The organism is Streptomyces sp. NBC_00299 (genome assembly GCF_036173045.1).
Taxonomy (GTDB): Bacteria; Actinomycetota; Actinomycetes; order Streptomycetales; family Streptomycetaceae; genus Streptomyces; species Streptomyces machairae.
On record NZ_CP108039.1, the window covers coordinates 7,251,629 to 7,278,095 of the forward strand.

Annotated in this window: 27 protein-coding genes; 19 read left to right on the forward strand and 8 right to left on the reverse strand. The window is 70.6% G+C overall.

Going from position 1 to position 26,467, the window contains the following annotated elements; all coding sequences use genetic code 11:
- Positions 1 to 38 precede the first annotated feature (38 nt).
- The gene (locus OHT51_RS32280; RefSeq protein ID WP_328882429.1) at positions 39 to 446 is read right to left on the reverse strand and encodes a RidA family protein; all 408 of its coding nucleotides are present in this window, start codon (positions 444 to 446) and stop codon (positions 39 to 41) included.
- A gap of 104 nt (positions 447 to 550) precedes the next feature.
- Here OHT51_RS32280 and OHT51_RS32285 point away from each other — a divergent pair, with 104 nt between their 5' ends.
- From OHT51_RS32285 to OHT51_RS32320, 8 genes are all read left to right on the forward strand, one after another.
- A complete protein-coding gene (locus OHT51_RS32285; protein WP_328882430.1) occupies positions 551 to 940 on the forward strand; it encodes a winged helix-turn-helix transcriptional regulator in 390 nt (129 codons plus the stop codon).
- 98 nt (positions 941 to 1,038) lie between these two features.
- Positions 1,039 to 1,479, forward strand: a complete 441-nt coding sequence (locus OHT51_RS32290; RefSeq protein WP_328882431.1) for a GNAT family N-acetyltransferase — start codon at positions 1,039 to 1,041, stop codon at positions 1,477 to 1,479.
- 131 nt (positions 1,480 to 1,610) lie between these two features.
- Positions 1,611 to 1,931, forward strand: a complete 321-nt coding sequence (locus OHT51_RS32295) for a DMT family transporter (protein WP_328428545.1) — start codon at positions 1,611 to 1,613, stop codon at positions 1,929 to 1,931.
- Positions 1,931 to 2,479: a TetR/AcrR family transcriptional regulator gene (locus OHT51_RS32300; RefSeq protein WP_328882432.1), complete on the forward strand. Its 549-nt coding sequence runs from the start codon at positions 1,931 to 1,933 to the stop codon at positions 2,477 to 2,479. Before OHT51_RS32295 ends, OHT51_RS32300 begins: the two co-directional genes overlap by 1 nt.
- Positions 2,480 to 2,631: 152 nt before the next feature.
- A complete protein-coding gene (dapD, locus tag OHT51_RS32305; RefSeq protein ID WP_328882433.1) occupies positions 2,632 to 3,621 on the forward strand; it encodes a 2,3,4,5-tetrahydropyridine-2,6-dicarboxylate N-succinyltransferase in 990 nt (329 codons plus the stop codon).
- Positions 3,622 to 3,818: 197 nt separating this feature from the next.
- The gene (locus OHT51_RS32310; protein WP_328882434.1) at positions 3,819 to 4,058 is read left to right on the forward strand and encodes a hypothetical protein; all 240 of its coding nucleotides are present in this window, start codon (positions 3,819 to 3,821) and stop codon (positions 4,056 to 4,058) included.
- A 178-nt stretch (positions 4,059 to 4,236) separates the two neighbouring features.
- Positions 4,237 to 4,794 (forward strand): SigE family RNA polymerase sigma factor, encoded by a 558-nt coding sequence (locus OHT51_RS32315; RefSeq protein WP_328882435.1) that lies wholly within the window; start codon positions 4,237 to 4,239, stop codon positions 4,792 to 4,794.
- The gene (locus tag OHT51_RS32320; protein ID WP_328882436.1) at positions 4,791 to 6,029 is read left to right on the forward strand and encodes a YncE family protein; all 1,239 of its coding nucleotides are present in this window, start codon (positions 4,791 to 4,793) and stop codon (positions 6,027 to 6,029) included. The genes OHT51_RS32315 and OHT51_RS32320 overlap by 4 nt, the downstream gene beginning before the upstream one ends.
- Here the strand turns inward: OHT51_RS32320 and dapA are convergent, their stop codons facing one another.
- Complete coding sequence (gene dapA, locus OHT51_RS32325) at positions 6,030 to 6,932, reverse strand: 4-hydroxy-tetrahydrodipicolinate synthase (RefSeq protein WP_328882437.1); 903 nt, start codon at positions 6,930 to 6,932, stop codon at positions 6,030 to 6,032.
- Positions 6,933 to 7,323: 391 nt separating this feature from the next.
- Here dapA and OHT51_RS32330 point away from each other — a divergent pair, with 391 nt between their 5' ends.
- From OHT51_RS32330 to OHT51_RS32350, 5 genes are all read left to right on the forward strand, one after another.
- The gene (locus OHT51_RS32330; protein WP_328882438.1) at positions 7,324 to 7,743 is read left to right on the forward strand and encodes a phage holin family protein; all 420 of its coding nucleotides are present in this window, start codon (positions 7,324 to 7,326) and stop codon (positions 7,741 to 7,743) included.
- Entirely contained in the window at positions 7,740 to 8,345 is a 606-nt protein-coding gene (locus OHT51_RS32335) for a DUF3618 domain-containing protein (protein ID WP_328882439.1), read from the forward strand. The genes OHT51_RS32330 and OHT51_RS32335 overlap by 4 nt, the downstream gene beginning before the upstream one ends.
- 165 nt (positions 8,346 to 8,510) lie before the next feature.
- On the forward strand, positions 8,511 to 9,212 hold the full coding sequence (locus OHT51_RS32340) for an antibiotic biosynthesis monooxygenase (protein ID WP_328882440.1): 702 nt from the start codon (positions 8,511 to 8,513) through the stop codon (positions 9,210 to 9,212).
- A gap of 111 nt (positions 9,213 to 9,323) precedes the next feature.
- Positions 9,324 to 9,932, forward strand: coding sequence for an ArsR/SmtB family transcription factor (locus OHT51_RS32345; protein ID WP_328882441.1), 609 nt, complete (start codon positions 9,324 to 9,326; stop codon positions 9,930 to 9,932).
- Between the two features lie 16 nt (positions 9,933 to 9,948).
- Positions 9,949 to 10,692 carry an SRPBCC family protein gene (locus OHT51_RS32350; RefSeq protein WP_328882442.1) on the forward strand — a complete coding sequence of 248 codons (744 nt, stop codon included), beginning with the start codon at positions 9,949 to 9,951 and terminating at the stop codon, positions 10,690 to 10,692.
- 13 nt (positions 10,693 to 10,705) lie between these two features.
- Here the strand turns inward: OHT51_RS32350 and OHT51_RS32355 are convergent, their stop codons facing one another.
- Positions 10,706 to 12,532: an endonuclease/exonuclease/phosphatase family protein gene (locus OHT51_RS32355; RefSeq protein ID WP_328882443.1), complete on the reverse strand. Its 1,827-nt coding sequence runs from the start codon at positions 12,530 to 12,532 to the stop codon at positions 10,706 to 10,708.
- 318 nt (positions 12,533 to 12,850) lie between these two features.
- On the opposite strand from OHT51_RS32355, the gene OHT51_RS32360 reads away from it, so the two are divergent.
- From OHT51_RS32360 to OHT51_RS32385, 6 genes are all read left to right on the forward strand, one after another.
- Positions 12,851 to 14,284 carry a hypothetical protein gene (locus tag OHT51_RS32360; protein WP_328882444.1) on the forward strand — a complete coding sequence of 478 codons (1,434 nt, stop codon included), beginning with the start codon at positions 12,851 to 12,853 and terminating at the stop codon, positions 14,282 to 14,284.
- A gap of 232 nt (positions 14,285 to 14,516) precedes the next feature.
- The gene (locus OHT51_RS32365) at positions 14,517 to 15,965 is read left to right on the forward strand and encodes an alkaline phosphatase PhoX (RefSeq protein WP_328882445.1); all 1,449 of its coding nucleotides are present in this window, start codon (positions 14,517 to 14,519) and stop codon (positions 15,963 to 15,965) included.
- Between the two features lie 339 nt (positions 15,966 to 16,304).
- Entirely contained in the window at positions 16,305 to 17,897 is a 1,593-nt protein-coding gene (locus tag OHT51_RS32370) for a TROVE domain-containing protein (protein ID WP_328882446.1), read from the forward strand.
- Between the two features lie 124 nt (positions 17,898 to 18,021).
- Positions 18,022 to 18,669 (forward strand): GntR family transcriptional regulator, encoded by a 648-nt coding sequence (locus OHT51_RS32375; protein ID WP_328882447.1) that lies wholly within the window; start codon positions 18,022 to 18,024, stop codon positions 18,667 to 18,669.
- Positions 18,670 to 18,689: 20 nt separating this feature from the next.
- On the forward strand, positions 18,690 to 19,706 hold the full coding sequence (locus OHT51_RS32380) for a 1-aminocyclopropane-1-carboxylate deaminase (RefSeq protein ID WP_328882448.1): 1,017 nt from the start codon (positions 18,690 to 18,692) through the stop codon (positions 19,704 to 19,706).
- An 89-nt stretch (positions 19,707 to 19,795) separates the two neighbouring features.
- The gene (locus tag OHT51_RS32385) at positions 19,796 to 20,833 is read left to right on the forward strand and encodes a LacI family DNA-binding transcriptional regulator (protein WP_328882449.1); all 1,038 of its coding nucleotides are present in this window, start codon (positions 19,796 to 19,798) and stop codon (positions 20,831 to 20,833) included.
- A 132-nt stretch (positions 20,834 to 20,965) separates the two neighbouring features.
- On the opposite strand, the gene OHT51_RS32390 is transcribed toward OHT51_RS32385, so the two are convergent.
- The 5 genes from OHT51_RS32390 to OHT51_RS32410 form a co-directional block, all read right to left on the reverse strand.
- On the reverse strand, positions 20,966 to 22,195 hold the full coding sequence (locus OHT51_RS32390) for a TerD family protein (protein WP_328882450.1): 1,230 nt from the start codon (positions 22,193 to 22,195) through the stop codon (positions 20,966 to 20,968).
- A gap of 100 nt (positions 22,196 to 22,295) precedes the next feature.
- Entirely contained in the window at positions 22,296 to 23,285 is a 990-nt protein-coding gene (locus OHT51_RS32395; RefSeq protein WP_328882451.1) for a zinc-dependent alcohol dehydrogenase family protein, read from the reverse strand.
- Positions 23,282 to 24,130: a carbohydrate ABC transporter permease gene (locus OHT51_RS32400; protein ID WP_328882452.1), complete on the reverse strand. Its 849-nt coding sequence runs from the start codon at positions 24,128 to 24,130 to the stop codon at positions 23,282 to 23,284. The genes OHT51_RS32395 and OHT51_RS32400 overlap by 4 nt, the downstream gene beginning before the upstream one ends.
- The gene (locus OHT51_RS32405; protein ID WP_328882453.1) at positions 24,127 to 25,065 is read right to left on the reverse strand and encodes a carbohydrate ABC transporter permease; all 939 of its coding nucleotides are present in this window, start codon (positions 25,063 to 25,065) and stop codon (positions 24,127 to 24,129) included. Before OHT51_RS32405 ends, OHT51_RS32400 begins: the two co-directional genes overlap by 4 nt.
- On the reverse strand, positions 25,062 to 26,432 hold the full coding sequence (locus OHT51_RS32410) for an ABC transporter substrate-binding protein (protein WP_328882454.1): 1,371 nt from the start codon (positions 26,430 to 26,432) through the stop codon (positions 25,062 to 25,064). The genes OHT51_RS32405 and OHT51_RS32410 overlap by 4 nt, the downstream gene beginning before the upstream one ends.
- Between the last annotated feature and the right edge of the window lie 35 nt (positions 26,433 to 26,467).

A 26,467-nucleotide genomic window follows, 5' to 3' on the forward strand; every position in this document is an offset into this window, starting at 1 on the left:
GCCCCGGAAGGCGCCCGCCCGGTCGTGGGCCCAGTGACTCAGTCGAGGACCGCGGTGGCCTCGATCTCGACCAGATGCTCGGGCACGTCCAGTGCCGCGACGCCCAGCAGTGTGGCCGGCGGCGCGGCGGTGACTCCCAGCTTGGTGGCCGCCCGGGTGATCCCCTCCATGAGCTGGGGCATCTTGTCGGGGGTCCAGTCGACGACGTGGACGTTCAGCTTCGCGACGTCGTCGAAGGAGGCGCCGGCCGCGGCCAGGGCGGTGCCGACGTTGAGGTAGCACTGCTCGACCTGTGCGGCGAGGTCGCCCGTGCCGACCGCAGTGCCTTCCGCGTCCCATGCGACCTGCCCGGCGACGAAGACCAGCTTCGAGCCGCTCGCGATCGACACCTGGTGGTAGGCGTCGACCTCCACCAGTCCGCTCGGGTTCACCAGAGTGATGGCCATGTCGTCCGTCCGTTCCGTCTCGTGCTCACTTGTGGTTACTCAGGAACCGTAGGAGAGTGACCGCTGACATGGAAGAACGCACTTTTCGGTGACTGGGGAACCTCATGGGAACCAAGCAGTTCAGTGGCTCACTGGACCAGGCGGACGTGACGCGCGCGGACTCCCTGGCCCGGGAGATCTTCTCGGACATCGCGAACAAATGGGCTCTGCTGATCATCGAGGCCCTGGGGGAGCGGACCCTGCGCTTCAGTGAGTTGCGCGGCGAGGTCGACGGGATCAGCCACAAGATGCTCACCCAGAACCTGCGCATGCTGGAGCGAAACGGCCTGGTCGAGCGCACCGTGCACGCCACGGTGCCGCCGCGCGTCGAGTACACGCTCACCGAGCCTGGCCAGGCCCTGCGGGTGACCACCGACGGCATGTGCGACTGGACCCACCGGTACCTCGGTGACATCGAGGCGTCCCGCCACCGCTTCGAGGCGCGGAAGCCGTGAGGGATCGTCTCAGTCGGCCCGGGCGCGTAACTCGAGCGGTGACTTGTGGGTCGGTATAAGGAGTTGACGTCCGCGGAGCACTCAGGTCTCCTGCTGCGATGTCTGATCTTCGGTTTCAACAGCCTGACTGCGATGCCACTCTCCGAGACTGGCAGCACGTCCACAATGTGATCATCCCGACCCACGTCCTGTCTCTTGAAGAGGTACGGGAACGTTCCGAGCGCAATCACCTGGAGATCGCGTATCTCGATGACGTGGTCGTGGGCTGCAGCACGGTACGTCCGCCGACGGACGACACTCTGACGGCGACTGTGATCGCCCGGGTGCTTGCCGCTCACCGTGGACAGGGATTCGGCGCAGCACTCTATGAGCGTGGGCTCCACCGGGCGCGGGAGCTGGGTGCCAGGGTGATCGAGACCGTCGTCCTGTCTTCGAACGAGGACGGTCTGCGCTTTGCACAAAAGCACGGGTTCATCGAGACCGAGCGCTACCTGTTGCCGGGTGACACCATTCCCTGGATCGACTTGCGGCTTTCCTGACCACGACTGGCCTGAAGCTCACGTTGTCAGGGCCGCTATGTCAGGTCCGCTCGCCCAAGCCCTCTCGACGAGGTCACCGGCATGTGTACGGCCGTACGCAACCTTGGCCGGCGTTGTGTACGCTCGTACACATGGGATACCTGCTGCTCGCCGGAGCCATAGCGGCCGAGGTGGCCGCCACTACGTCCATGAAGTACAGCGACGGCTTCAGCAGGCTCTGGCCGTCGCTGCTGACCGCCCTCGGATACCTCGTCTCCTTCGCGCTGCTCGCCCAGACTCTGAGGACCGTCTCCGTGGGCACGGCCTACGCGATCTGGGCGGGCGTCGGCACCGCGGCCATCGCCACCATCGGGATCCTGTTCATGGGGGAGGGGATGACGGTCGCCAAGGCCGCGGGCATCGCGCTGATCATCGCCGGCGTGGTCGTGCTGAACCTGGGAGGCGCGCACTGATGCCCCGGCGCTACGACCCCGAGCGGCGTCAGCGGATCATCGACGCGGCGATCCGGGTCGTCGGGGAGAAGGGCATCGCGGGGCTGAGCCACCGCACGGCCGCCGCGGCGGCGGACGTGCCGCTCGGCTCCACGACGTACCACTTCAAGACCCTCGACGATCTGCTGGTCGCCGCCCTGCGCCAGGCCAACGAGGGCTTCGCCAAGGTGATCGCCTCGCGCGGCGGCCTCACGGACCCGGACACCGACCTGGCCGCCGAACTCGCCGGCTGGATGGGCGAGTGGCTCGCGGCGGACCGTGCGGGTGTGGAGTTGGAGTACGAGCTCTACCTCGCCGCCCTGCGCCGCCCCGCCCTGCGTCCGGTTGCCGCCGAATGGGCGCAGGACCTCGCCGACCGACTCTCCCGGCGCACGGACGCGGTCACCGCGCGGGCGCTGGTGGCGTTGATGGACGGGATCTGTCTGCAGGTGCTGCTGACCGAGGTGCCGTACGACGAGGGGTACGCGTGTGAGGTGCTGCGGCGGGTGATTCCCGCACGGGAGGGGTGAGTCCTGGTATTGGGTGAGCCCTGGCTGCGGCGCGATTCCCTGACGGAAGTGGGCTTCGCTTCCCCTGGGCCGGCCGGGCCGGACGGCCCGTACCCTGAGACGCCCCTCCCGCCGGTTGGCCCGGGCGGCCCCCTGCCGGTTAGGTTGCCCTCATGACCGACACGACTGCTCCTCGTACCACCGGCGCCGTGGCAGCCGGCCTTGCCACGATCGCCGCTGACGGCACTGTTCTCGACACCTGGTTCCCCGCGCCCGAGCTCGTCGCCGAGCCCGGTCCCTCCGGCAGCGAGCGGCTGTCCGCCGAGCGGGCCGTCGAGCTGATCGGCGAGGGCGCCGCGAACGCGGTCGGGCCGGATGCACGCCGGGGCGTCGAGGTCGTCGCGGTCCGCACGGTCATCGCCTCGCTGGACGAGAAGCCGATCGACGCGCACGACGTGTACCTGCGTCTGCACCTGCTCTCGCACCGCCTGGTCAAGCCGCACGGCCTGAGCCTGGAGGGCCAGTTCGGCTTCCTCGCCAACGTCGCCTGGACCTCCCTCGGCCCGGTCGCCGTCGACGACGTCGAGAAGGTCCGCCTGAACGCCCGCGCGGAGGGCCTGCACCTCCAGGTCACCTCGATCGACAAGTTCCCGCGGATGACGGACTACGTCGCCCCCAAGGGCGTGCGCATCGCCGACGCCGACCGGGTCCGCCTGGGCGCGCACCTCTCCGAGGGCACCACCGTCATGCACGAGGGCTTCGTCAACTTCAACGCCGGCACCCTCGGCACCTCCATGGTCGAGGGCCGTATCTCCGCGGGCGTCGTGGTCGGCGACGGCTCGGACATCGGCGGCGGCGCGTCGACGATGGGCACCCTGTCCGGCGGCGGCAACGTGATCATCACCATCGGCGAGCGCTGCCTGATCGGCGCCGAGGCGGGCGTCGGCATCGCGCTGGGCGACGAGTGCGTCGTCGAGGCCGGCCTGTACGTCACCGCCGGCACCCGCATCACGATGCCCGACGGCCAGATCGTCAAGGCCCGCGAACTCTCCGGCGCCTCCAACATCCTCTTCCGCCGCAACTCGGTCACCGGCACCGTCGAGGCCCGCCCGAACAACGCGGTGTGGGGCGGGCTGAACGAGATCCTGCACAGCCACAACTGACGGCGACCGCCCTCGGACTGCTGTCGTCGAGCGCCCTCCCACAGCCGGAAACGGCTCGTGGGAGGGCGCTCGCCGTGTGGCAGCCCGGCGCGGAGCGATCACGTACGGGTTACTCCACGTGACCTCAGCGCGGTCCAGGCAGATGAACAGGTCGACGCAGTTTCCGATCACACGCCGAACCGACGAGATGAGGGCCGATGGTGGGTCGAGTGAAGACGAAGGCGCGGAGCAGGGCCGCAGTGCGCCTGGTGGTGGGCACGCTGGCTGCGGGGGCAGCCTGCTGGCTGCCGGCCGGGGCCGCGTATGCCGACGAGACCAACACGGGCTCGCACAACGGGCCCCGCATCGGGCTGGTCAACGTGGGGCAGGTGGACGATCCGATGGAGGATGTGCTGGAGCACTTCCTGCTCTTCGGGGACGGGTACAAGTGGGGCTGATCGCGCGCTGAGCGCAGCGAACGAGGGCCGGGGCCCGTACCGCACAGGGTGGCGGTGCGGGCCCTGCCGTGTGGGGGAATTCTTTTCTGCGCCGCCGGCATAGCGGCAGCACACGGCACGCGTCACAGGGGGTAGGAGAGGCGGGCGTCCGGCCCGTCCGGGGGAAGAGAAGGTGACGATGGATGCCGAAGCGCAGGAGAGCTTTCGGGAGTTCGTGGAGAACCGGTCGTCCGCGCTGCTGAAGACGGCGGTCCTCCTGACCGGCGGCGACCGGCACGCCGGGGAGGATCTGCTGCAGAACGCCCTGATGAAGGCGGCCGGCCGCTGGCATCGCATCGATGAGCCGGAGGCGTACGTACGGCAGGTCCTGTACCGGCAGCAGATCAGCCGCTGGCGGCTGAAGTGGCCCCGGCGTGAACTCACCGTCGCCGAGCCGCCCGAGAGCGGGGCGAGCCCGGATGCGGCATCCGCCGCCGAGCTGCGGCTGCTGATGCGGGGCGCGCTGGCGCGGCTGACCGCGCGGCAGCGCACCGTACTGGTGCTGCGCTACTTCGAGGACCTGCCGGAGGCCGACGTGGCCCGGATCCTCGGCTGTTCCGTGGGGACCGTACGGTCCACGACCCACCGCTCGCTGGCCCGGCTGCGCTCGCTCGCGCCGGAGCTGGCGGCCCCGGACCCGGCGGCCGCCGGACCGCGGCCGTCCCGTGACTTCTCACCCGTGGAGGTGCGTCCGTGAACGTCGAGGAACTCGTGCGTGACTCCCTGCGGGAGCTGGCCACCGAACAGCCGTCGGCCGGGCCGGGGTTCGCCGACCGGGTCCTGGCCGTGCGCAGGCGCCGTCGCACCCGGCGGATCGTTTCCGTCGCCGCGGCCACCGCGGCCGTGGTCGCCATCGGCGTCGCGGTGCCGCTGCTGGACGCCGGCAAGGACGACGTGCGTCCCGCGGGCGCGCTGGAGAAGGACGGCGTCCTCGCCCACCCGGACCAGTCGCCGCCGCGCGACCTGATCGGGGCGGGGGACACGGTGCTGGCCGCCTACTCCATGACGGAACTCCGCACCGAGACCGACAAGCGGGGTGCGATGGTGCGCACCTACTGGCTGCTGGACCCGCAGACCGGGAAGTACGTGAAGGACACCCGGTGGTCCTTCGTCGCCGTCGCCCCCGGCCTGAGGACGGCCGCCGTGCTGGAGCAGAACCTGCCCGTGAGCCGGATCGGCCTGCTCGACCTGGCGACGGGGGAGGTCGAGCGGTGGATCCCGGTCGAGCGCGGGGTCGGCGGGCTGGCGTTCTCGCAGGACGGGAGCAGGCTCGTCGCGACGACGTACGGCGAGAACCCCGACCTGCGGATCAAGGAGCCGATGGTCAACGGTGAGGGCGAGGAGGTGTGGGAGTGGACGTCCAGGTACGGCGAGTCGAGCCGGACCGGTTTCTACGACCTCGACGTGGCCTCCGGCGAGGGCTCCTGGAGCGCGGTCGCGCCCGAGCGCAACATCAACGCGCGCCAGGACTTCGCGTACAGCCGGTCCGGTGAGCTGGTGTACGCGCGGTTCGTCGGCGGGAGGGACGGGCTGCAGCAGTTCTACGACCTGCGGGGCAGGAAGGCCGCCGCTCCCGCCGACGAGAAACACCTGCGTTCGGACGTCGGGGCTCGGCTGTCCCCGAACGGTTCTCTCGCCGCCCTCGGTCTGACGAAGGAGGTCGACGGATCCCCGGGCAGGTCCTACTCCTCGATCCGTGACCCCCGTACGGGCAAGGAGGTCACCAAGGTCCGCGGGGCCGAGCTGCTCGCCTGGGCCGACGACAAGCGGCTCATCGCCTGGGAACGGGTCACCGGTCTCGACGAGTCGTACCGGCCCCGGCTCGTGCTGGTCACGATCGGCAGCGACAAGGTCGTACCACTCAGCGGTGTTCGTGAGCCGGACCCGGACGAGAAACGACAGGGGTGGGAGCCTGTTTTCGCCCGACGTTGATCAACCCGTCGTGAGCTCCTCGTAAGCCGCCAGCAGCCCGTCGACCGCCTCCCGGCCGGCGGGCCGCAGCGGTGCGCGGACCGGGCCCGCGGGCAGGCCGAGCGCATTGAGCAGAGCCTTCGCGGTGACCGCGCCGGGCAGGCCCGCCGCCATCATCAACTCGATGAGCGGCGTGGCACGTTGCTGGAGGCGGGCGGACACGGGGGTGTCGCCCGCCTCGAACGTGTCGAGGACCGCACGGAGTTGGGCCGGTACGACGTTCGCGACGGTGCTGATGTAGCCGGAGCCGCCCACCGCGTACAGCGCGAGGTTGTGCTCGTCGCAGCCCGCGTAGTACGCCAACTCCGTGCGGGCGAGCACCTTCTGGGTGCCGAGGAAGTCGAAGGAGCAGTCCTTCACTGCGACGATCCGGGGGTGCTCGGCGAGCCGGATCAGCGTCTCCGGCTCGATCCGGGTACCGGTGCGGCCAGGGATGTCGTACAGCGTGAGGGGCAGTCCGGCGGCGTCGGCGATCTCGCGGAAGTGCGCCTCGACGGCGTCCTGCGGGGGCTTGCTGTAGTACGGCGCGACCACCAACAGGCCGTCGGCGCCCGCCTTTTCGGCCATCAGGGTGAGTTCGACGGTGTGCCGGGTGTCGAAGGTGCCCACTCCCGCAACGATCGTCGCCCGGTCGCCCACCGCTTCCCGGACGGCTCTGATCAGCTCCGACTTCTCGGCGTCCGAGGTGGTCGGCGACTCGCCCGTCGTGCCGGAGAGCACGAGCCCGTCGCATCCCTCGGCCACCAGCCGGTCGGCCAGCCGCTGGGCGCCGTCGAGGTCGAGGGATCCCGCCTCGGTGAAGGGCGTGATCATGGCGCAGAGGGCCCGGCCGAAGGGAGGAGCCGAGGCGTTGGCGGTCGTCATGGTAGTAGTGTCGGCACTGTCATGTCGTAGCTCCACTTAATTTTGCTACGGGATATTGGTAAGCGCTGCTTCGGCGTGTGGCGGCTTGGCCGGGTTCACCGGTGTGTCGCTGGGCGGTGCGCTGCCGTACGGGGTACTGGCCGACGCCGGCTGGGGGCGCCTCGGCCGACGGGGACGGGACGTCCGTCGAGTCCGTGGCCGGCCTCGCTGTGGCCGATGGGCCCGGTGTGCCCGAACTGGCTTCCGGGGCTGCGCTGTTGCAGGCCTGCCTCGACTGGTTCCGGGCCCGGCCGGCCCGGCTGGGCGGGTGCGCACCGGAAGGCGGAGGGAAGGGATAGCGGGGGCGGCACCGGGTACCCGGGTGTTCCGAATCGAGAGGAGGCGGAACACCGTGACCGGGTCCACGACCCCCGAGCGGGTGCACGACGAGCACCACTCGGTGAGCGAACTCGTAGGGCAGGCAGGCGAACAGCTCTCCCGGCTCGTACGACAGGAAGTCGCCCTCGCCAAGGAGGAGCTGGCCGAGAAGGGCCGACGTGCCGGCACGGGCGGCGGGCTGCTCGGCGCGGCGGGCGCCGTCGCGTACGCCGGTCTGCTGTTCCTGGCCGCCGCAGCCACCGCCGCACTCTCGCTGACGCTGCCTGTGTGGGCCGCGGCGCTGATCGTGACGGGCGTCCTGTTCGCCCTCGCCGGTCTGTTGGCCGCGACCGGCCGCGCCCGGCTGCGGCGCGCCGCACCCCCCACGCCGGAGGAGGCCCTCGGCAGCGTCAGGGCCGATGTCGAGGAGATCAAGGAAAGGGCACACCGATGACGGACCGCAAGGCGGGGGCGACGGGCGGCGGAAAGGCCGCGCAGAAGGGCGCCGCGAAAGCCACTGCCGCGGGGAAGTCCGCGGCGGCGAAGGCGAGCGCAGGGGCCAAGGGCCCCGAGGAACTGCGCAGCCAGATCGAGCGGACGCGCAGCGAACTCGGCGACACCGTGGCGGAGTTGGCCGGGAAGGCGGATGTGAAGGGCCGAGCCCTGGCACGCGCCGCCGACCTCAAGGACAAGGCGGGCGCGATGACCGTGCAGCTGCGCAGCAGCGCGGCCCAGGCCGGGCACGTGGTGCAGGAGCGGGCCGCACGCGCCGGGCACGTCGTGCAGGACCGGGCGACCCAGGCGGGACACGTCGTGCAGGACAAGGCGACGCACGCCGGGCACGCGGTGCAGGACCGGGCGACCCAGGCCGGACACACCGTCCAGGGCAGGGCGACGCACGCGGGCCATGTGGTCGAGCACAGCGTGCCGCGCCCCGTCCGCACCGTCGTCCAGGCCGGACTGCGGCATCCGCGGCCGGTGCTGATCGCCGGGGCGGCCGTGGGCGCTGTGGTCGCCGCACAGGTGTTGCGGCGCCGGCACAACGGGCACCGCTGAGACGCCGGTCGAGGGAGACGGCGAGGCGGCGCGGGACCGGTCACCGGTCCCGCGCCGCTCTGTGTGTACTCGTAACCCCGCCTTCCAAGGGCCACTTGACCTCAAGTCCGGTTGAGGTCGAAAGGTGTTCAGTGCACGCATTGACCACCGGCTCCGGAGGCATCCATGACCCGTCGCACCGACGCCCACCCCGACCTCACGCGCCCCGAGACCGGCGCCCCCTTCTTCAGTACCTGGCGGGTCGGCACCCCCTTGCGGCAGCAGCAGACGGTCGAGGCGATCGCCGGCACCTGGGAGCGCCGCCCTTGGCCCGCCGATGGTCTGCTCGGCTACCACGTCTACACCGGGCACGACGCCGCCACCCTCTTGCACTACTCGCAGTGGCGCAGCGACCAGGCCTACGAGGCCTTCGTGAAGACCCACCGCCAGGAGCGCAACGACGAGATCGACACGGCCGTACCGGGCATCGAGCGGCTGGGGCTCGGCCGGTACCGGCACTACCGCAGCGGCACTCGCGAGGGTGACACCCGCGTCCCCGGCTGCATCGTGATCGTCGACATCGAGTTCGAGGGGCCCGACCCCGACCGGCAGCGCGCCTGGGTCGACGCCGTCTTCGAGGCCCTGGAGAGCGAGCCGAACCCGCACTCCGGCGGTATCTCCGCCCACTTCCACCTCAGCACCGACGGCACCCGCGTTCTGAACTACGCCGAGTGGGAGAGCGCCGCCGCCCACATCGACGCCCTCGCAGCCCCGGGCAACGGCATCGGCTCGGCGACCGAGCTGTGGCACCGCGTCCAGACTTGGCCGGGGCTGAAGAGCAGCACGGTCAGTCGGTACGACCACGCCGTCGGCCTCGTTCCCGAGTGACGCCGTGACGTCCCTCGTTCCCGAGTGACGTCGTGACGCGTGACGCGGCCTCCATTCTCCGAAAACTCTAACCGTCTGGACAAAAAAAGTTTTCGGTGAGACGGTGGACGCATGCTGGACGTCACCGTGATCGAGGACCCCGAGGCCGCAGCCGTCTCCCTGGACCCCACAAGGGCCCGGCTGCTCGCCGAGCTGGCGGCCGGGCCCGCGTCGGCCGCCATGCTGGCCGGCAAGGTCGGGCTGCCCAGGCAGAAGGTGAACTACCACCTCAAGGCCCTGGAGCGGCACGGACTGGTGGAGCTGGCCGGCGAGCGCCGCAAGGGCAACGTCACCGAGCGGCTGATGCAGGCGACCGCCGCGTCGTACGTCATCTCGCCGCTCGCGCTCGCCGCGGTGCAGCCGGACCCGGACCGCTTCCGTGACCAGCTCTCCGCCCGCTGGCTGCTCGCGCTCGGCGCCCGGCTCGTCCGGGACGTCGGCTCGTTGATCACCGGCGCCGCGAAGGCCCGCAAGAGGCTGGCGACGTACGCCCTGGACGGCGAGGTCCGCTTCGCCTCGGCGGCCGAACGGGCCGCGTTCATCCAGGAGTTGACGGCGGGCGTGAGCGCGCTGATCCACAAGTACGACGCGCCCGACGCGGAGGGCGGCCGCGATCACCGGATCGTGGTCGCCGTACACCCCACGGTCAAGGACCAGCCGAACCCCGCACTCGACCAGTAATCAGCAGGAGCCCACCATGTCCAAGGAATTCGAGATCGCCCGCGAGTTCGAGGTCGACGCCACACCGGAACAGGTGTGGGACGCGATCACCAGCAACACCGGCGGCTGGATGTGGCCGTCGGAGCCGCCCGAGCCGCGCGTCGGCGGCAAGGGGGCGATGGGCTCCACGGTCACCGCCTGGGACCCGCCGCACCGCTACACCAACCGGGCGGAGGACGTCGAGGGCGTCGAGGAGCAGAGCCTCAACCAGCTCGACTACACCATCGAGCCGCGCGAGGGAGGCCGCCGGGCCTGGGTGCGGTACGTGCACAGCGGCATCCTCGTCGACGACTGGGACAACCAGTACGACGCCGCCGGCCGGCACACCGACTTCTATCTGCACACCCTGCGCCAGTACCTGACCGAGTTCGGCGGCCGTCCGGTCGTCGCCTTCACGACCTTCGACGGGCCCGACACGTCCAAGACGGCGGACGCCTTCGTCGCCGTGGGCCGCGCGCTCGGCCTCGGGGACGACACCGCCGAGGGGACGCGGGTCCAGGCACGCGGCCCCGAGGGCCGACTCCTCGACGCCGTGGTGGACTTCCGCAACCCGTACTTCCTCGGGCTGCGCACGGACCACGCCATGATCCGCTTCTTCGGCCGCAACCACTGGGGCTACCCGGTCGGCATCTCCGTGCACGACTTCGCCCCGGGCGCCGACGCCAAGGCGGTCGAGGCCGCCTGGCAGGACTGGCTGAACGGCGTGTTCAGCCAGTCCTGAACCGCACCGGAGGTTACGGACGGAACCGCAGCACCTGCGGGTCGTGGTCGCTGACCTGGTCGTTGAACTCCGAGTTGACGTGCACGCTGTCGTACTCGAAGTCACAGGAACGCCGGATCGACGGGCTGACCAGGATCTGGTCCAGCGTCTGGGCGTTGCCCTGGTAGACGTACGAGTACCGCTCGCTCTTGGGCAGCGACTTGATCGCCGACCACAGTGCGCCGTCGTCCTCCAGCAGCTTGGTGGTGCCGGAGAACTCGAAGTCGTTGATGTCGCCGAGCGTGACGACGTCCGCGTTCTTCTGGACGGCCAGGATGTCCTTGACGAAGGTGTTGACCGCACTCGCCTGGAGGTGGCGCTGGGTCTCCGAGCTGCGGGCCGGCGGCTGGTACTGCGCGTGCAGGGACTGGTCGCCGCCCTTGGAGGCGAAGTGGTTGGCGATCACGAAGACCGTGCGGCCACGGAACACGAACTCGCCGGCCAGCGGCTTGCGGCTGTTCGTCCAGGCCGCGTTCGCCGGGTCGATACGGCCGGGGGAGACCGTCAGCGCCGCCTTGCCCTGCACCTTGGCCACACCGGCGGCGGTCGTGGCGTCGCCGCCCGCGCGGTCGGTGAAGGAGACCCGCTTCGGGTTGAACAGGAACACCTGGCGGATGTTGCCGCCCGGCTCGCCGCCGTCGGCCTTGTCGACCGGGTCGATGGAACGCCAGTCGTAGGCCGGGCCGCCCGCCGTGACGATGGCGTCGATCAGCTTGCCCACCGTCTGGTCGGCGGCGACCGTGCCGTCGTTCTTCGCGCCGTTGTTGTCCTGGATCTCCTCCAGGGACACGATGTCGGGCGACTGGAGGTTGTTCACGATCGCGGCGGCGTGCTCGGCGAACGTGGCGTCGGACGGGTCGAGGTTCTCGACGTTGTACGTCGCGACCGCCAGCTCGTCGCGCCGCTGCTTCTGGGTCGTCTCCCGCTCCAGGCCACCGCTCTTGAGGGTGCCGAGCTCGCTCGCGACGAGGGTGTAGCCGCCGAACTGGTTGTAGTCCAGTGGGCCGGCGGTGGTGCCGGTGAGGGTGTCACCCACGTTCGCGACCGGGAACTCGGCGCCGGGGCCGAGCGACTGGATCTGCAGCCGGCCGGTGTTCTGGGAGTCGTAGGAGCCGTAGACCGTGCCGCCGCGGCGGTTGCGGTGCTCCCACGGCTTCACCGTCACCCACAGCTCGTAGAAGTCGTCGGTCGCGGTGACCACGCGGGCGTCGGCGACCTCGACGTTCATGCCCTCGAGGGACTCGTAGTGGTCGAGGGCGTACTTCGACGGCCGCAGCGTCAGGCCGTCGATCGAGCCCTTCGCGGCCGCGTCGCCGGCCGGCGTGTACCGGTCCGGCACCGAGTCCTCGTCGACGACCTGCGCGGCCGGGACGGCGTTGCCGCTGGAGACGACGGTGACCGTCGGCTTGGTGATCTCGGTCAGCGACTGGTTGCCCGAGGCCGCGCCGCCGGGGACGTACTCGGCGACCGTGCCCGCCACCAGGACCGAGTCGCCGACGGCGACCTTCGGGACGGAGCTCGTGAAGACGAACACGCCCTCACTGGTGGCCGCGTCGGCGTCGGCGTCCGGATCCTGGATCCAGAAGCCTCTGGACGAGCCGTAGGCGCGCACGCCGGTGACGATTCCGGCCACGTCCGTGACCTGCTTGCCGGCGTACGGGGATATGCGGGTGCTGCCCTGGATGTCATGGATGCGCACGGAGTCGGCGTGCGCGGGGGACGTGAGGACAACGGTGGACGCCGCGGAACATACGGCGGCGACGGTGAGCGCGGCGAGGCGCGCGGACTTCTTGCTCGGCAACGGGATCCCTCCGGGGACATACGTGGGCGCCGGGACGAGGGTGGTGCGTGGAACGGTGGGTGCAGGCGCGACCGGTGGGGCGGCGGCGACGCGCGTAGAAAATACAGTGAACAGATGTCCGCTCGATTTCTACGCGCGTCAATCTCCTGCCTGCTCGGGCCAGTTGTCAAGGTTTCGGCCATGTACACCGCCCGACGGGGAGATGAACCGGGCGGCATGGGTGGAAACCCGTCTAGGCTGAGCGGTTGAGCCGTGAAGTGGAGAGCGGCTGGGCCGTGACGCCTACGGCCCTGCGGAACGCCCTAGGAGAACCAGCCGATGTCAGACAGCTCCTCCCTGCCGCCGGTGCGGCTGCATCCCGAAGCGGAGCTGGCGCGGGACGCGCTGTCCACGCCGTTGCTCGCCCGGGCCGCACGGCTGGCCCGCTGGGCCGGCCCCGACACCCGGGTCGACGCCGGAGGCGGCCTCGTCGACGAGCAGCTGCCGGCCGCCGCCGAGGTGCTCGCGCTGAGCGGGGACGACGCCGCCGCGTACGCCAGTGAGGCCTGGCGCGTCGCCGTCGACACCGGGCTGGTGGAGATCGTCGACGAGGAGACGGGCACCGTGGCGGCGGGCGCGGACCTGGCGCTGCTGACCGGCGGTTCGCCGCAGGACGTGCTCGCGGTGTGGCTCGGCGCACTGGAGACGGTGCTCGCGGACGCGAGCGTGCCCGACCTCGACGACCTGGTCGACGCCATGGGCGCGGGCGGCGAGATCGACCTCTCCACCCTGGACTGGGACCCCGAGGCCGAGGCGGAGTTCCTCGACGGTGTGCTCGGCAACCTGTACCTGCTGACGGTCAGCGAGGACGGGCCGGGCGACGCGCCCGTACCGCTGCCGGCCCTCGCCGCCTCGATGATCGTGCCCAGCGACATGGGCGAGCCCACGAACGACGTGCTGGAACAGGTCTCCGACGCGATGATGCGCCTGGACGACCAGTTCCGGCTGCTGGAGCCGGTCGGCCTGGTGGAGTACCAGCCGGTGGACGAGGCACTGATGGCGGACGTCGAGGGCGCCGAGGAGGCCGCGGCCGCCGTCGACGACACCGACGTGTCGCGCTACGGCATGGTGCGGCTGACCCCGCTCGGACTGTACGGGCTGCGGGCGCGGCTGCTGGAGGCCGGATTCGAGTCGCCCGCGGTCGGGGACCTGGCGGACAAGGGCGCCGACGCACTGCTCGACGGCACGGCCACCTTCCCGCAGGCCGCCGCGCACGCCGAGACCGTGCAGTGGCTGGACGGACGCGAACCCCTCGCCGCGGCGCGGGAGTTGCTCGCGGCGGCACGGGGCCTGGACGCCGGGGCGCCGCTGCGGCGACTGCGCTGCCAGCAGGCGCTGTCCCTGGTGGGCACCGAGGCCGAGCCGGCCCTGCGGGAGGTCCTCGACGATCCGGAGCTGGGTGGGCTGGCCCGGGTCTGGCTGACCGAGGCGGGGTTCTCCGACGTGCCCCCGCCCTCCCAGGACCTGGTGTTCTGGCTGACCGTCGACACGCTCGCCGCACAGCTCGCGGCCGAGGGGAACTCCGACGAGCTGCGGGCCCTGGTGGAGGGGCTGGCCGCGCAGCACAGCGGGTTCTTCGCGGCGGCCTGGCGGGTCGAGCATCCGGCCACGGCGGATGTGCTGGAGGCGATGGGGCGGTTGCATCCGGACAAGAAGATCGCGAAGGAAGCGCGTAAGGCTGCCTTCAAGGCGCGGTCGCAACAAGGGGGCTGAGCCCGTTCCGCGGGTGCGGGTGTGTGGGGGCTGGTCGCGGCCACGCGGCTGAGCCGCATATCGATACAGCCCCGCGCCCCTTACGGGGCGCTGCCGTCACCGGCGTGGATTCATGGAAGCAGGTCCACTGAATCCGCCCGGCGTTCAACTCCTGTTCAGGCATGAGCGGCAGCGTTGCGGCGTTCCGGAGTTCGCCGCCCTCCACGGCACACCCACGGTCACAGGAGACAGCATGTCGCTCACCCGCAGGGACTTCGCCAGGAATTCCGCGATCACCGGGGCCGGTGTCGCGCTGGCGGGCAGTGCCGGCGTTCTCGCCACCGCGCCGAACGCGCTCGCCTCCACGGAGTCCGAGACCGCGAGCGAGAAGTCCGCGGACGCCCACTGTGGCGGCGTCGGGTACGGACCCCTCGTCCCGGACCCGAAGGGCCTCCTCGCGCTGCCCGCAGGGTTCAAGTACCGGATCATCACCTACAGCGGTAGGACGAAGCTGGAGTCGGGCGAGTTCACCCCCTCGAACCACGACGGCACGGCCGCCTTCGACGGGCCGCGCGGCACCACCCTCCTCGTCAACAACCACGAGCTCAAGGGCCCGCGCGCCGACTGGGACCACCCCGTCCCGCTCACCGAGGGCCTCGTCTACGACCCCGCCGCGGCCGGCGGCTGCACCGTCGTCGAGGTCCGCCCCGGCGGGCAGGTCGCCGAATGGGTCGGCATCGCGGGCACCTCCACCAACTGCGCGGGCGGCAGCACACCTTGGGGCACCTGGCTCACCTGCGAGGAGAACTCCGACAAGGCCGGCACCAACGGCATGACCAAGGACCACGGCTACGTCTTCGAGGTCGACCCCGTCGACCGGCGCGCCAACAAGAACCCCAAGCCGCTGAAGTTCTTCGGCCGCTACGACCACGAGGCCGTCGTCATCGACCCCAGGCGCGGCCACGCCTACCTCACCGAGGACGCGGCCACGCCCAACGGGCTGTTCTTCCGCTGGACCCCGCCGAAGGGCTTCGAGTACGGCAGCGGCAAGTTCCGCAAGCTTGCTGATGACGCCGGTGTCCTCCAGGCGCCCAAGTGCTTCGACTCCGGCGGCAAGTTCGTCGACGACCTCTCCCGGGCCACCAGGATCGGCACCGTGTACGGCGTCGACTGGGTGGACGTCCCGGACCGCGACGCCAGGACCACTCCCGTGCGCAAGCAGTTCGCCGCCGGTGAGATCACCCGCGCCCGCAAGCTGGAGGGCATGTGGTGGGGCGACGGCGGCGCCTACATCGTCTCCTCGTACGCCCGTGAGGAGAGCCCCGGCCGGCACGACGGCCAGGTCTGGTTCTACGACCCCAAGCGCCGCACCCTCACCCTGAAGGTCCTGCTCGGCGTCAACCCCGACCCGTCCAAGGACGGCGCCTTCGACGGCCCGGACAACATCACCGTCTCCCCGTACGGCGGCCTCGTCATCGCCGAGGACGGCGAGGGCGTCCAGCACCTCTTCGGCGCCACCGACAGCGGCCGCACGTACCCGATCGCCCGCAACGAGCTGAACATCGGCACCGAGGAGGAGCCGGAATACAGCGAGTTCACCGGCGTCACCTTCTCGTGCGACGGCCGGACGCTGTACGCCAATATCCAGACGCCGGGCATCATGCTCGCCATCACGGGGCCCTGGAAGCGGCAGCGGCGGTAATTAATTCGGTCGCCCGGCCCGAGTTGCGCCTCCTACAGTGAGATCACAACGTCACGCACCTCCCGGTGCGATGGCAGCGGCTACTTCTTTTCCAGAGAATCCGACGCCGCCGCCGACTTGATCTCGGGAGGCGCAGCTCATGGTGGGTGCCCGGTGCGCAGGCAACGGTTACTTCATTGGATCAGAGGGTTGCGGGTTCGAGTCCCGTCATCGACTTCCGGTCGATGTAGCTCAATTGGGTAGAGCATCCGATTAGTCCGTCGCCGACTCCTGATCTCGGGCACCCACCTTTTGCTGCGTCTCCCTCCGAAACGCAAACGAATTCGGGGGGAATTCATCATGGCACGATTCAACAGGCGTGCCGCCACGGCGCGGCCGACCTCGCGGGTCACCTCGACGGGGCGAGTGCTCCGTACCTACGAGGGCGGCCTGGGACGTGAGCGTGAGGCGCGCTCCGAGCTCTTCCTGCTGGCGGTCGCCAACTTCGTCTCGCAGCAGACCTTCTACGAGTCCGGCGCCGACCGTGACGACCGGTTCGCGCGCCTCGTCGGCGAGCTCGCCGTCACCGACCCCGAGTGGACCGCCGGCCTGCTCGGCTGGCTGCGCGGCGAGGGCAACCTCCGTACGGCCGCGATCGTGGGCGCCGCCGAGTACGTGAAGGCCCGCCTGGACGCCGGGGCCACCGACGGTCCGTCGAACCGGCAGGTCATCGCTTCCGTGCTCCAGCGGCCGGACGAGCCCGGCGAACTGCTCGCGTACTGGACCGCGCTGTACGGCCGTAACGTCCCGAAGCCGGTCAAGCGCGGTGTCGCCGACGCCGTACGCCGGCTCTACAGCGGCAGGTCGCTGCTGAAGTACGACACCGCGTCCAAGGGGTACCGCTTCGGCGACATCCTCAACGTGGTGCACGCGGCCCCCGACCCGGACAAGCCGGGGCAGGGCGACCTGTTCCAGTACGCCCTCGACCGCCGGCACAACCCGGACACCGCCGTGCCGCCCGCGTCCAACCGGACGCTGGTCGCACACCGCGAGCTGATGGCACTGCCCGTCGAACAGCGGCGTGCGGTGGTCACGTCGGACGGCGGGGCCGAGCGCCTCGCGGCGGCCGGCATGACGTGGGAGGCGCTGGCCGGCTGGCTGCAGGGGCCGATGGACAAGGAGGCCTGGGAGGCCGTGATTCCGTCGATGGGCGCCATGGCGCTCGTCAGGAACCTGCGGAACTTCGACGAGGCGGGCGTCTCGGACGAGGTCGCGGCCCAGGTCGCCGCCCGGATCAGTGATCCGGCGGAGGTCGTACGGTCGCGGCAGTTCCCCTTCCGGTACCTCGCCGCGTACCAGCACGCGCCGTCGCTGCGCTGGGCGTACCCGCTGGAGCAGGCGCTCGGCCACTCGCTGGCCCAGGTGCCGGCGCTGCCCGGCCGGACGCTGGTGCTCGTCGACCGCTCGGGCTCGATGTTCTGGTCCCGGCTGTCCGACCGCTCGCAGCTCAACCGGGCCGACGCGGCCGCGATCTTCGGCACGGCGCTCGCGCTGCGGGCGGCGGACGCGGATCTCGTCCAGTTCGGCACGGGCAGCGGCGAGATCGCCTGCCGCAAGGGCGAGTCGGTGCTGAAGGTCCTGGGGCGCTTCGGGGACCTCGGCGGCACGAACACCACCGAGGCCGTGCGCAGGCACTACCGCAAGCACGACCGGGTGCTGATCGTCACCGACGAGCAGTACGCCCCCAGCAGCCACGGCGACCCGATCGAGCAGGTCCCGTCCGACGTGCCGGTCTACACCTGGAACCTCGCCGGGTACCGGGTGGGCCACGGTCCGTCGGGGACGGGCAACCGGCACACCTTCGGCGGTCTCTCGGACGCGGCCTTCCGGATGGTGCCGCTGCTGGAGGGGGCTCGGGACGCCGACTGGCCCTGGGCCGCCCGAGCTGCCTGAGCTGCCCGAGCTGCCTGAGGCGAGAGTGGCCCGCACCGCGTGGGGAGTGCGGGCCACTTTCCTGTCCGCGTCCCTCGGCGCCGCCCCTTGTCGCCGTCATTACTGACATCTAACATTTCAGTTCGTGGAGGCGATACGACCCGTAGCCCGCACCCTGCTCAGGGACCGGGCCTACGAAGCGATCCGGGACGCCATCGTGGCCGGGGAGATCGAACCCGGCACGGTGGTGCGGGACGCCGATCTCGCCGAGCGGCTCGGGCTGTCCCGGGCGCCGGTGCGCGAGGCGTTCTCGCGTCTCGTGGACGAGGGGCTGCTGGAGAGCAAGCCGCAGAGCCACACGCGCGTGACGTCGGTCGTCGCCGCCGACGTGCGCGACGCGGCCGCCGTGGTCGGCGCCATGCACGAGCTGGTGACTCGGGTCGCCGTACCCCGGCTGGCCGCGGCGGACGTGGAGATCATGCGCGCCGCCAACGAGCGCTTCGCGACCGCCTTCGCCGCCGGCGAGGTGGATCTCGCCCTGCGGGCCGACGACGAACTGCACGACGTGCTGGTGCGGGTGAGCGGCAACCGCGCGGCCGCCGCCACCGTCGCCCGCTACACCCCGCTCATCCGCCGCCTGGAGCGCCGGCGCTTCGGCGAGGGCGGGACCTGCCGTTCGGCCGGGCTGCACGAGCGGTTGATCGAGACGTGCGCGGCCGGTGACGTGGACGAGGCGGTCCGGGTCACGGCGGAGATCTGGCGAGGGCTCGCCGAACTCGCCGACAGCGACTGACCCTTCCCGGGAGGATCCCCATGTCCCTTTCCTCGTACGACCGTTACCCTCTCCTCTTCGGCCCGTCCCCCGTGCACCCCCTGGAGCGCCTGACCGCCCACCTCGGCGGAGCCTCCCTCTGGGCCAAGCGCGAGGACTGCAACTCCGGTGTCGCGTACGGCGGCAACAAGACCCGCAAGCTGGAGTACCTGGTCGCCGACGCGCTCGCGAAGGGCTGCGACACGCTCGTCTCGATCGGCGGCGTGCAGTCCAACCACACCCGCCAGGTCGCCGCGGTGGCCGCTCGTGCCGGGCTGGGGTGCGTGCTGGTCCAGGAGAGTTGGGTGGACTGGCCCGACTCCGTGTACGACAAGGTCGGCAACATCCTCGTCAGCCGCCTCGCCGGGGCCGACGTACGCCTTGTGCGGGCCGGGTTCGGGATCGGCTTCAAGGAGAGCTGGGAGCAGGCGCTGCGCGATGTGGAGGAGTCGGGCGGAAAACCGTACGCCATCCCGGCCGGCGCCTCCGACCATCCGCTCGGCGGGCTCGGCTTCGCCGGTTGGGCATACGAAGTGGCCGAGCAGGAGCGGGAGCTGGGCGTCTTCTTCGACACCGTGATCGTGTGCTCGGTGACCGGCTCCACGCAGGCCGGCATGGTCGCCGGATTCGCCGCCCTGGAGGAGGCGGGCGGCCGCCCGCGCCGGGTCCTCGGCATCGACGCCTCGGCCAAGCCCGCCACCACCCGCGAACAGATCGCCCGGATCGCCGGCAACACCGGCCGGCTCATCGGCGTCAAGCGCGAGTTGACCGAGGCCGACGTCGAGCTCGACGACCGCTATCACGCGGGCACGTACGGGATACCGGACGAGACGACGCTGGAGGCGATGCGGCTGGCGGCGCGGACCGAAGGGATGGTCACGGACCCGGTCTACGAGGGCAAGTCGATGGCCGGGATGATCGATCTGGTCTCGCGCGGGGAGATCACGGCGGAGTCCACGGTCCTCTACGCCCATCTCGGCGGGCAGCCCGCGTTGAACGCGTACAGCGCGCTGTTCTAGGCGGCCGGACGCGTCGCTGCGGGGGCCGGGCCGGCCCTGCGGTGCCGGGCCCTGCCGTGCCGCGCACCTGGCCGGATAAAGTGCACAGCGTGCGGGCGGACGATCAGCAGCGGGAGCCGAGTGTCGAACGGCCCGACGGCAACCGCCGCCGGGCCACGATCCACGATGTCGCGAAGCTGGCCGGAGTGTCACGGCAGACGGTCTCCCGCGCGGTGAACGACAAGGGCGAGATCGACCCGGCGACGAAGGAACGGGTGCTGGAGGCGGCGCGGCTGCTGGACTACCGGCCGAGCCGGTTCGCCCGCGGCCTCGTGCAGAAGGGGACCGTGACGGCCGGGCTGGTGATCCCGGATCTGATGAACCCCTTCTTCCCCGAGGTGGCCGCCGGTGTGCTGGAGGCGGCCGAGCAGCGCGGCTGGCAGGTGGTGATGTGGGACTCCCGCATCGACGAGGCCCGGGAGCGCGATGCGCTCGATGCGCTGTCCCATCAGGCCGACGCGATCGTGGGCTACTTCAACAGCCCGGAGGACGTGCTCGCCCGGCACCTCGGCGGTGTACCGCTGGTGCTGCTGGAACGCGGGCCGCAGCAGACCCGTTTCGCGGCCGTGGGGATCGACGCCGCGACCGGTCTCGAACAGGGCATGGCGCATCTGGTCGCCGCGGGGCACCGCCGGATCGGCATGCTGGACGGTGTGCACGGCCCCGCCCCGCGCAGACAGGCCTTCCTGGAGCTGGCGCGGCGGCACGGCCTGCCGGTCGACGACAGCTGGATTGCGCTGAGTCCCGAGCACAGTGTGGCCGGGGGTGAGGCCGGCATGGAGCGGTTGCTGGACGCACGGCCCGACATCACCGCCGTCTTCGGCTTCAACGACCTGATCGCGGTCGGCGCCATGCGTGCCGCCCGGCGCCGCGGCCGGCGGGTGCCGGACGACCTGGCCGTCATGGGCTTCGACGGACTGTCGCTGGGGGAGCTGGTGGAGCCCGCCCTGACCACCCTGCACATCGACAAACGGCGGCTGGGAAGGCTGGCCGTCGAGCAGGTCGCCCGGCTGCGCGCCGGTGAGGAACCACTGCGGGGCGCCGAGGCGTGGGTGGTCCCGGAGCTGGTGGTGCGGGCCTCGGCCTGACGGCCGGTGGCCGGGAAGCGCCGCAACGCACCGTCGGTCACCTCTCGGCTCCCTGCGGCAAGCTCCTCACGCAGCTCCGGTCGCGCCGGGCGCCCCTCTTCGACCGGGGGCGCCTGGACGTCGTACGGCTGTCTACAGTGCCTGGGCCGCCGGCTTCACCATCCCCCGCACCGTGCGGGACTTCACGAAGTCGCCCATGGCCGTCATCTCCCACTCGCCGGAGAACTGCTTGATCAGCTTCGCCATCATCACGCCCGTCTGCGCTTCGGCGTTGGTGAGGTCGAAGCGGACGAGTTCCTCGCCGGACGCGGCGTCGATCAGCCGGCAGTAGGCCTTGGCGACCTCGGTGAACTTCTGGCCGGAGAAGGAGTTGACCGTGAAGACGAGTCCGGTGACCTCCTGGGGCAGGCGCCCGAGGTCCACGGTGATGACCTCGTCGTCCCCGCCGCCCTCGCCGGTGAGGTTGTCGCCGGAGTGGCGGATCGCGCCCTGCACGATCTGGAGCTTGCCGAAGTAGCAGCTGTCGATGTGGTTGCGCTGCGGGCCGTAGGCGATGACCGAGGCGTCCAGGTCGATGTCCTTGCCGCGGTACGCCGGCTCCCAGCCGAGGCCCATCTTGACCTGGGAGAGCAGGGGGCGGCCGCCCTTGACGAGGGAGACCGTCTGGTTCTTCTGGAGGCTTACGCGGCCCTTGTCCAGGTTGATCTTTCCGGCGCCGGGGGCGGGCGGGGCGGGCGGGGCCGGGGGAGCGGCGGGGGTCTGGGGTGCCTGCGGGGCCGGGGGAGTGGACATGGGCGGGGCCGGCGGGGCGGCCGGGGGCTGCATGGCGGGCTGCGGCGGGGCCACGGGTGCGGCCGGGGCCGGGGCCGGTTCCTCGACCGTGACACCGAAGTCGGTGGCGATGCCGGCCAGGCCGTTGGAGTAGCCCTGGCCGACTGCGCGGGCCTTCCAGGCGCCGTTGCGCAGGTAGACCTCGACGATCACCAGGGCCGTCTCGGTGCCGAGTTGCGGGGGCGTGAAGGTGGCCAGGACGCTGTTGTCGTCCGCGTTGCGGATGGTGGCCGTCGGTTCGATGCCCTGGAAGGACTGGCCGGCGGCGTCGGGGCTGGCGGTGACGACGATCTTCTCGATGCCGGGGGGTACGGCCGCGGTGTCGACCGTGATCGCGTCGGGGCTGGTGCCGCCGCCCGAGCGGTACGTCACGCCTGGGCCGGACGGTTGGTTGTAGAAGATGAAGTCGTCGTCGGAGCGCACCTTGCCGTCGGCGGTGAGCAGCAGGCCCGATACGTCGAGCCGCACCGGGGCGGCGACGTCCACCGTCACGCGGGCGGCGGAGAGAGGGATGTTCGAGCCGGGGGTCATAGCTGTCATGGTCCGTGAACGAGCGGGGGCGCTTTACCGTTCCCTTACCCACGGCCATTCGGCGGGGGCCGCGGATTTCGCCCCCGCCGCCCCTACCCTTCTACGGGACCACCACGATCTTTCGGCCCACCCCGGACGCGAACTGCTCCAGCGCCTCCGGGTACCGCTCCAGCGGGATGCGGTCGCTGATGAAGATCTCGGGGTCGAGGACGCCGTTGGCGAACAGTTCCGCCGCGCGCTCGAAGCTGTGGAGTACCGCCATCGAACCCGTGATGGTGATCTCCTGGTTGTAGATGCGGTACGGGTCGATCGTGACGCGCGTCGCGTAGTCCGCGACCCCGAACTGCAGGAACGTCCCCGCCTTGGCGACCCGCTCCAGGCCGTCCTGGATCGCCGCCGCGTTGCCCGTGGCGTCGACGACGAGGTCCCAGCCCTGAGGCCGGTCCAGTTCGTCCGGGTTGGCCGCGGAGGCCGAGACGCCGAGGCTGCGGGCCGTTTCCAGGCGGGCCGGGTTGATGTCCACCATGTCCACGCTGGCCGCCCCCGTCCGCTTGGCCAGCTCCAGCATCATCAGGCCCATCGTGCCCGAGCCGTAGATCAGGACGTGGGCGCCGAGGCGGGACTGCAGGACGTCGTAGCCGCGGACGGCGCAGGAGAGGGGTTCCACGAGGGCCGCGTCCTGGGTGCGGACGTGGTCGGGGAGCCGTACGCAGTTCGCGACCGGGGCCACGGCATAGCGCGCTGCGCCGCCCGCCGTCGTCACGCCGATCGCCGCCCAGCGTTCGCAGAGGTTGTTGTGGCCCGTACGGCAGTAGCGGCATTCGTAGCAGTAGAGAGAGGGGTCCACCGCGACCCGGTCGCCCACCGACAGCTCCGTTACCTGGGTGCCCACCCCGACCACCTCGCCCGCGAACTCGTGCCCGGGGACGATCGGCAGCTTCGGTGCGAACTCGCCCTGCAGGATGTGCAGGTCCGTGCCGCACAGGCCGCAGGCAGCCACCTCGACGACGACCTCGCGCGGGCCGGGCGTCGGGTCGGGGACCTCGGCGACCACTGCCTTGCCGACGGACTCGATGACGGCGGCCTTCATTTCACGGCTCCCAACGACAGGCCCTGGACCAGCTTGTCCTGGGCGGCGAACCCCGCGGCGAGCACCGGCAGGGAGATGACGAGCGACGCGGCGCACACCTTCGCCAGGAACAGGCCCTGGCTGGTGATGAAGCCGGTCAGGAAGACGGGGGCGGTCTCGGCGACCACGCCCGTCAGCACTCGGGCGAACAGCAGCTCGTTCCAGCTGAAGATGAAGCAGATCAACGCCGTTGCGGCGATCCCGGGCAGGGCGATCGGGGCCACCACGCGTGTGAGGATCGTCGGCAGCTTCGCGCCGTCCACCCGTGCCGCCTCGATTACGGCGACCGGGATCTCGGCAAGGAAGGACTGCATCATCCACACCGCGATCGGCAGGTTCATCGAGGTGTAGAGGATGACCAGCAGCCAGATGTTGTCGAGCATGTCCGTGTTCTTCGCGAACAGGTACAGGGGCAGGAGGCCTGCCACTGCCGGCAGCATCTTCGTGGAGAGGAAGAAGAACAGGACGTCCGTCCACTTCTTCACGGGGCGGATCGACAGGGCGTACGCCGCCGGGAAGGCGAGGACCAGGACGAACAGCGTCGACGCCACCGACGCCACCGTCGAGTTGATCAGCGCCGGCCAGGGGCTCGCGCCGCCGCCCGCGCCGAAGAACTCGCGGTAGCCGTCGAGTGTCAGCGACGCGGCGAAGGACGGCGGGTTGGTCGCCGCGTCCGCCTCGGAGTGGAAGGACGTCAGGGCCATCCACGCGATCGGCAGGAAGAACAGGATCCCGAGCAGCCAGGCCACCAGGCCGAGGCCAACTCCCTTGCGGCGGCTGCGAAGTCGTACGGCCACTGCACTCATGCGCGCGACACCTCCTCGCGGAACAGGGACGACACCACGCGCAGCGCGAAGGTCGCGATGATGATCGAGCCGATGACCACCAGGACGCCCGCGGCCGAGGCGAGGCCGTTCTCATGGGCCTGGTAGAAGCTCTGGTAGACGGTGTAGGGGAGATTCGCCGTGCCGAGGCCGCCCGACGTGATCGTGAACACCGCGTCGAAGTTCTGGACTATGTAGATCGAGCCCAGCAGGGCGCCCAGTTCGAGGTAGCGGCGCAGGTGGGGCAGTGTCAGGTGGCGGAAGATCTGCCAGTCGCTCGCGCCGTCGACGCGGGCCGCCTCGATCTGCTCGTGGTCGCGGCTCTGCAGGCCGGCCAGCAGGATCAGCATCATGAACGGCGTCCACTGCCAGACGAGGGAGGCCTCGACCGCGAGGAGCGGGGTGTTGGAGATCCAGTCCGGCTGTGGGCCGCCCACATAGTGCAACAGCCCATTGAACAGGCCGTATTCAGGGTTGTAGAGCACATGCTTCCAGAGCAGAGCCGCGGCCACGGGCACCACCAGGAACGGGGCGATCAGCAGGGTGCGGACCACGCCCCGGCCCTTGAACTTCCGGTCCAGGAGCAGCGCCAGGATCAGCCCCAGGATCAGACTGGCCAGCACCACCGCGACCGTCAGCAGCACGGTCGTCCACACCGAGTGGCGCAGGTCGGCGTCGGTCAGGACTTTCTGGTAGTTGGCGATGCCGGTGAAGTGGCGGGCGTCCGGGTAGAGGGAGTTCCAGTCGAAGAACGAGATCACCAGCGTGGCCACGAACGGCAGCTGGGTCACCACGACCATGAAGATCAGGGCCGGCAGGAGCGGGGCCCGGGTCGCCCAGTTGCGCAACCGGGCGGAGGGCGGACGGGTGGTACGCACGGGTGTCGTGGCCACGGGGGCCGTAGTCGTCGCTGTCATCGCCCCTCGTACTCCTCGGAGATCTTCTCGGCGAGCTGTTGGGACTTCTTCAGGGCCGACTCGACGGACTGGCGTCCGGCGATGGCCGCGCTGATCTCCTGGGAGACCTTGGTGCCGAGATCGGTGAACTCGGGGATGCCGACGAACTGGATGCCGGGCGCGGGGCGCGGCTGCACACCGGGGTCGTTCGGGCGGGCGCCCTCGATGGCCTCCTTCGTCATCTCCTGGAAGGCGGCCGCCTCCTCGCGGTAGGCCGGGTTGGCGTAGGTGGAGGCGCGCTTGCCTGCCGGGACGTTGGACCAGCCGATCTCGTCGCCCACCAGCTGCTCGTACTGCTTGCTGGACGCCCAGGACACGAACTTCCAGGCCTTGTCGGGATTGCGGGACGCCTGCTGGATGCCCCAGGCCCAGGTGTAGAGCCAGCCGGCGGACTCCGTCTTCTCGACGGGCGCCGGTGCGTAGCCGAGCTTGCCCTTCACCGGGGACTTCGCCGCCTCCAGGGAACCGGCTGCGGAGGTGGCGTCGTACCACATGGCGACCTTGCCCTGGGTCATGTTGTTCAGGCACTCGGCGAAGCCGGACTGGGCCGCTCCCGACTCACCGTGCTCGCGGACCAGGTCGACATAGAACTTCGTCGCCTTCTCCCACTCGGGGGAGTCCAGTTGTGCCTTCCAGTTCTTGTCGAACCAGGTGCCGCCGAAGGTGTTCACGACGGTGGTGAGCGGTGCCATCACCTCGCCCCAGCCCGGCAGGCCGCGCAGACAGATGCCCTTCATGCCCGGTTCGGCGCCGTCCACCTTCGCCGCGATGTCCGCCACCTGCTGCCAGGTGGGGTGCGCGGGCATCGCGACGCCCTCCTTCTCGAGCACGTCCTTGCGGTACATCAGGAAGGACGACTCGCCGTAGAAGGGCTGGCCGTAGAGCTTGCCGTCGTCGCCGGTCAGGGACTGGCGCATCGGCTTGAGGACGTCCTGCTCGTCGTACGCCGGGTCCTTGGCGACGTAGGAGTTCATCTCCTTCAGCCAGCCGTTGCGGGCGTAGATCGGTATCTCGTAGTTGGAGAGGGTGGCGACGTCGTACTGGCCCGCCTGGTTCGCGAAGTCCTGGCTGATCTTGTCGCGGACGTCGTTCTCGGGCAGGACGGTGAAGTTGACCTTGATGCCGGTCTCTTTGGTGAAAGCCGGGGCCAGCTTCTGCAACTCGGTCATCTGGGGGTTGTTGACCATCAGGACGTTGATCGAGTTGCCGCCCGACCCCGCCCCGCCGGCTCCGACCCAGCAGCCGGAGAGCAGCGGGGCGAGCAGCGTCCCTGCGGCGGCCATGGCGAGCGTGGCTCGCGGTGGCCTCCGTCGGCTCTGGGTTCGCATGGATCGCTCCTGGACGTGAATGAGGGGACGTGAAT

Bases quoted from the DNA above. Each gene is read 5' to 3' on its own strand.
- OHT51_RS32280 (WP_328882429.1), bottom strand. From the start codon at position 446: ATGGCCATCACTCTGGTGAACCCGAGCGGACTGGTGGAGGTCGACGCC.
- OHT51_RS32285 (WP_328882430.1), top strand. From the start codon at position 551: ATGGGAACCAAGCAGTTCAGTGGCTCACTGGACCAGGCGGACGTGACG.
- OHT51_RS32290 (WP_328882431.1), top strand. From the start codon at position 1,039: ATGTCTGATCTTCGGTTTCAACAGCCTGACTGCGATGCCACTCTCCGA.
- OHT51_RS32295 (WP_328428545.1), top strand. From the start codon at position 1,611: ATGGGATACCTGCTGCTCGCCGGAGCCATAGCGGCCGAGGTGGCCGCC.
- OHT51_RS32300 (WP_328882432.1), top strand. From the start codon at position 1,931: ATGCCCCGGCGCTACGACCCCGAGCGGCGTCAGCGGATCATCGACGCG.
- dapD (WP_328882433.1), top strand. From the start codon at position 2,632: ATGACCGACACGACTGCTCCTCGTACCACCGGCGCCGTGGCAGCCGGC.
- OHT51_RS32310 (WP_328882434.1), top strand. From the start codon at position 3,819: ATGGTGGGTCGAGTGAAGACGAAGGCGCGGAGCAGGGCCGCAGTGCGC.
- OHT51_RS32315 (WP_328882435.1), top strand. From the start codon at position 4,237: ATGGATGCCGAAGCGCAGGAGAGCTTTCGGGAGTTCGTGGAGAACCGG.
- dapA (WP_328882437.1), bottom strand. From the start codon at position 6,932: ATGACGACCGCCAACGCCTCGGCTCCTCCCTTCGGCCGGGCCCTCTGC.
- OHT51_RS32335 (WP_328882439.1), top strand. From the start codon at position 7,740: ATGACGGACCGCAAGGCGGGGGCGACGGGCGGCGGAAAGGCCGCGCAG.
- OHT51_RS32340 (WP_328882440.1), top strand. From the start codon at position 8,511: ATGACCCGTCGCACCGACGCCCACCCCGACCTCACGCGCCCCGAGACC.
- OHT51_RS32345 (WP_328882441.1), top strand. From the start codon at position 9,324: ATGCTGGACGTCACCGTGATCGAGGACCCCGAGGCCGCAGCCGTCTCC.
- OHT51_RS32350 (WP_328882442.1), top strand. From the start codon at position 9,949: ATGTCCAAGGAATTCGAGATCGCCCGCGAGTTCGAGGTCGACGCCACA.
- OHT51_RS32360 (WP_328882444.1), top strand. From the start codon at position 12,851: ATGTCAGACAGCTCCTCCCTGCCGCCGGTGCGGCTGCATCCCGAAGCG.
- OHT51_RS32365 (WP_328882445.1), top strand. From the start codon at position 14,517: ATGTCGCTCACCCGCAGGGACTTCGCCAGGAATTCCGCGATCACCGGG.
- OHT51_RS32370 (WP_328882446.1), top strand. From the start codon at position 16,305: ATGGCACGATTCAACAGGCGTGCCGCCACGGCGCGGCCGACCTCGCGG.
- OHT51_RS32380 (WP_328882448.1), top strand. From the start codon at position 18,690: ATGTCCCTTTCCTCGTACGACCGTTACCCTCTCCTCTTCGGCCCGTCC.
- OHT51_RS32390 (WP_328882450.1), bottom strand. From the start codon at position 22,195: ATGACCCCCGGCTCGAACATCCCTCTCTCCGCCGCCCGCGTGACGGTG.
- OHT51_RS32395 (WP_328882451.1), bottom strand. From the start codon at position 23,285: ATGAAGGCCGCCGTCATCGAGTCCGTCGGCAAGGCAGTGGTCGCCGAG.
- OHT51_RS32400 (WP_328882452.1), bottom strand. From the start codon at position 24,130: ATGAGTGCAGTGGCCGTACGACTTCGCAGCCGCCGCAAGGGAGTTGGC.
- OHT51_RS32405 (WP_328882453.1), bottom strand. From the start codon at position 25,065: ATGACAGCGACGACTACGGCCCCCGTGGCCACGACACCCGTGCGTACC.
- OHT51_RS32410 (WP_328882454.1), bottom strand. From the start codon at position 26,432: ATGCGAACCCAGAGCCGACGGAGGCCACCGCGAGCCACGCTCGCCATG.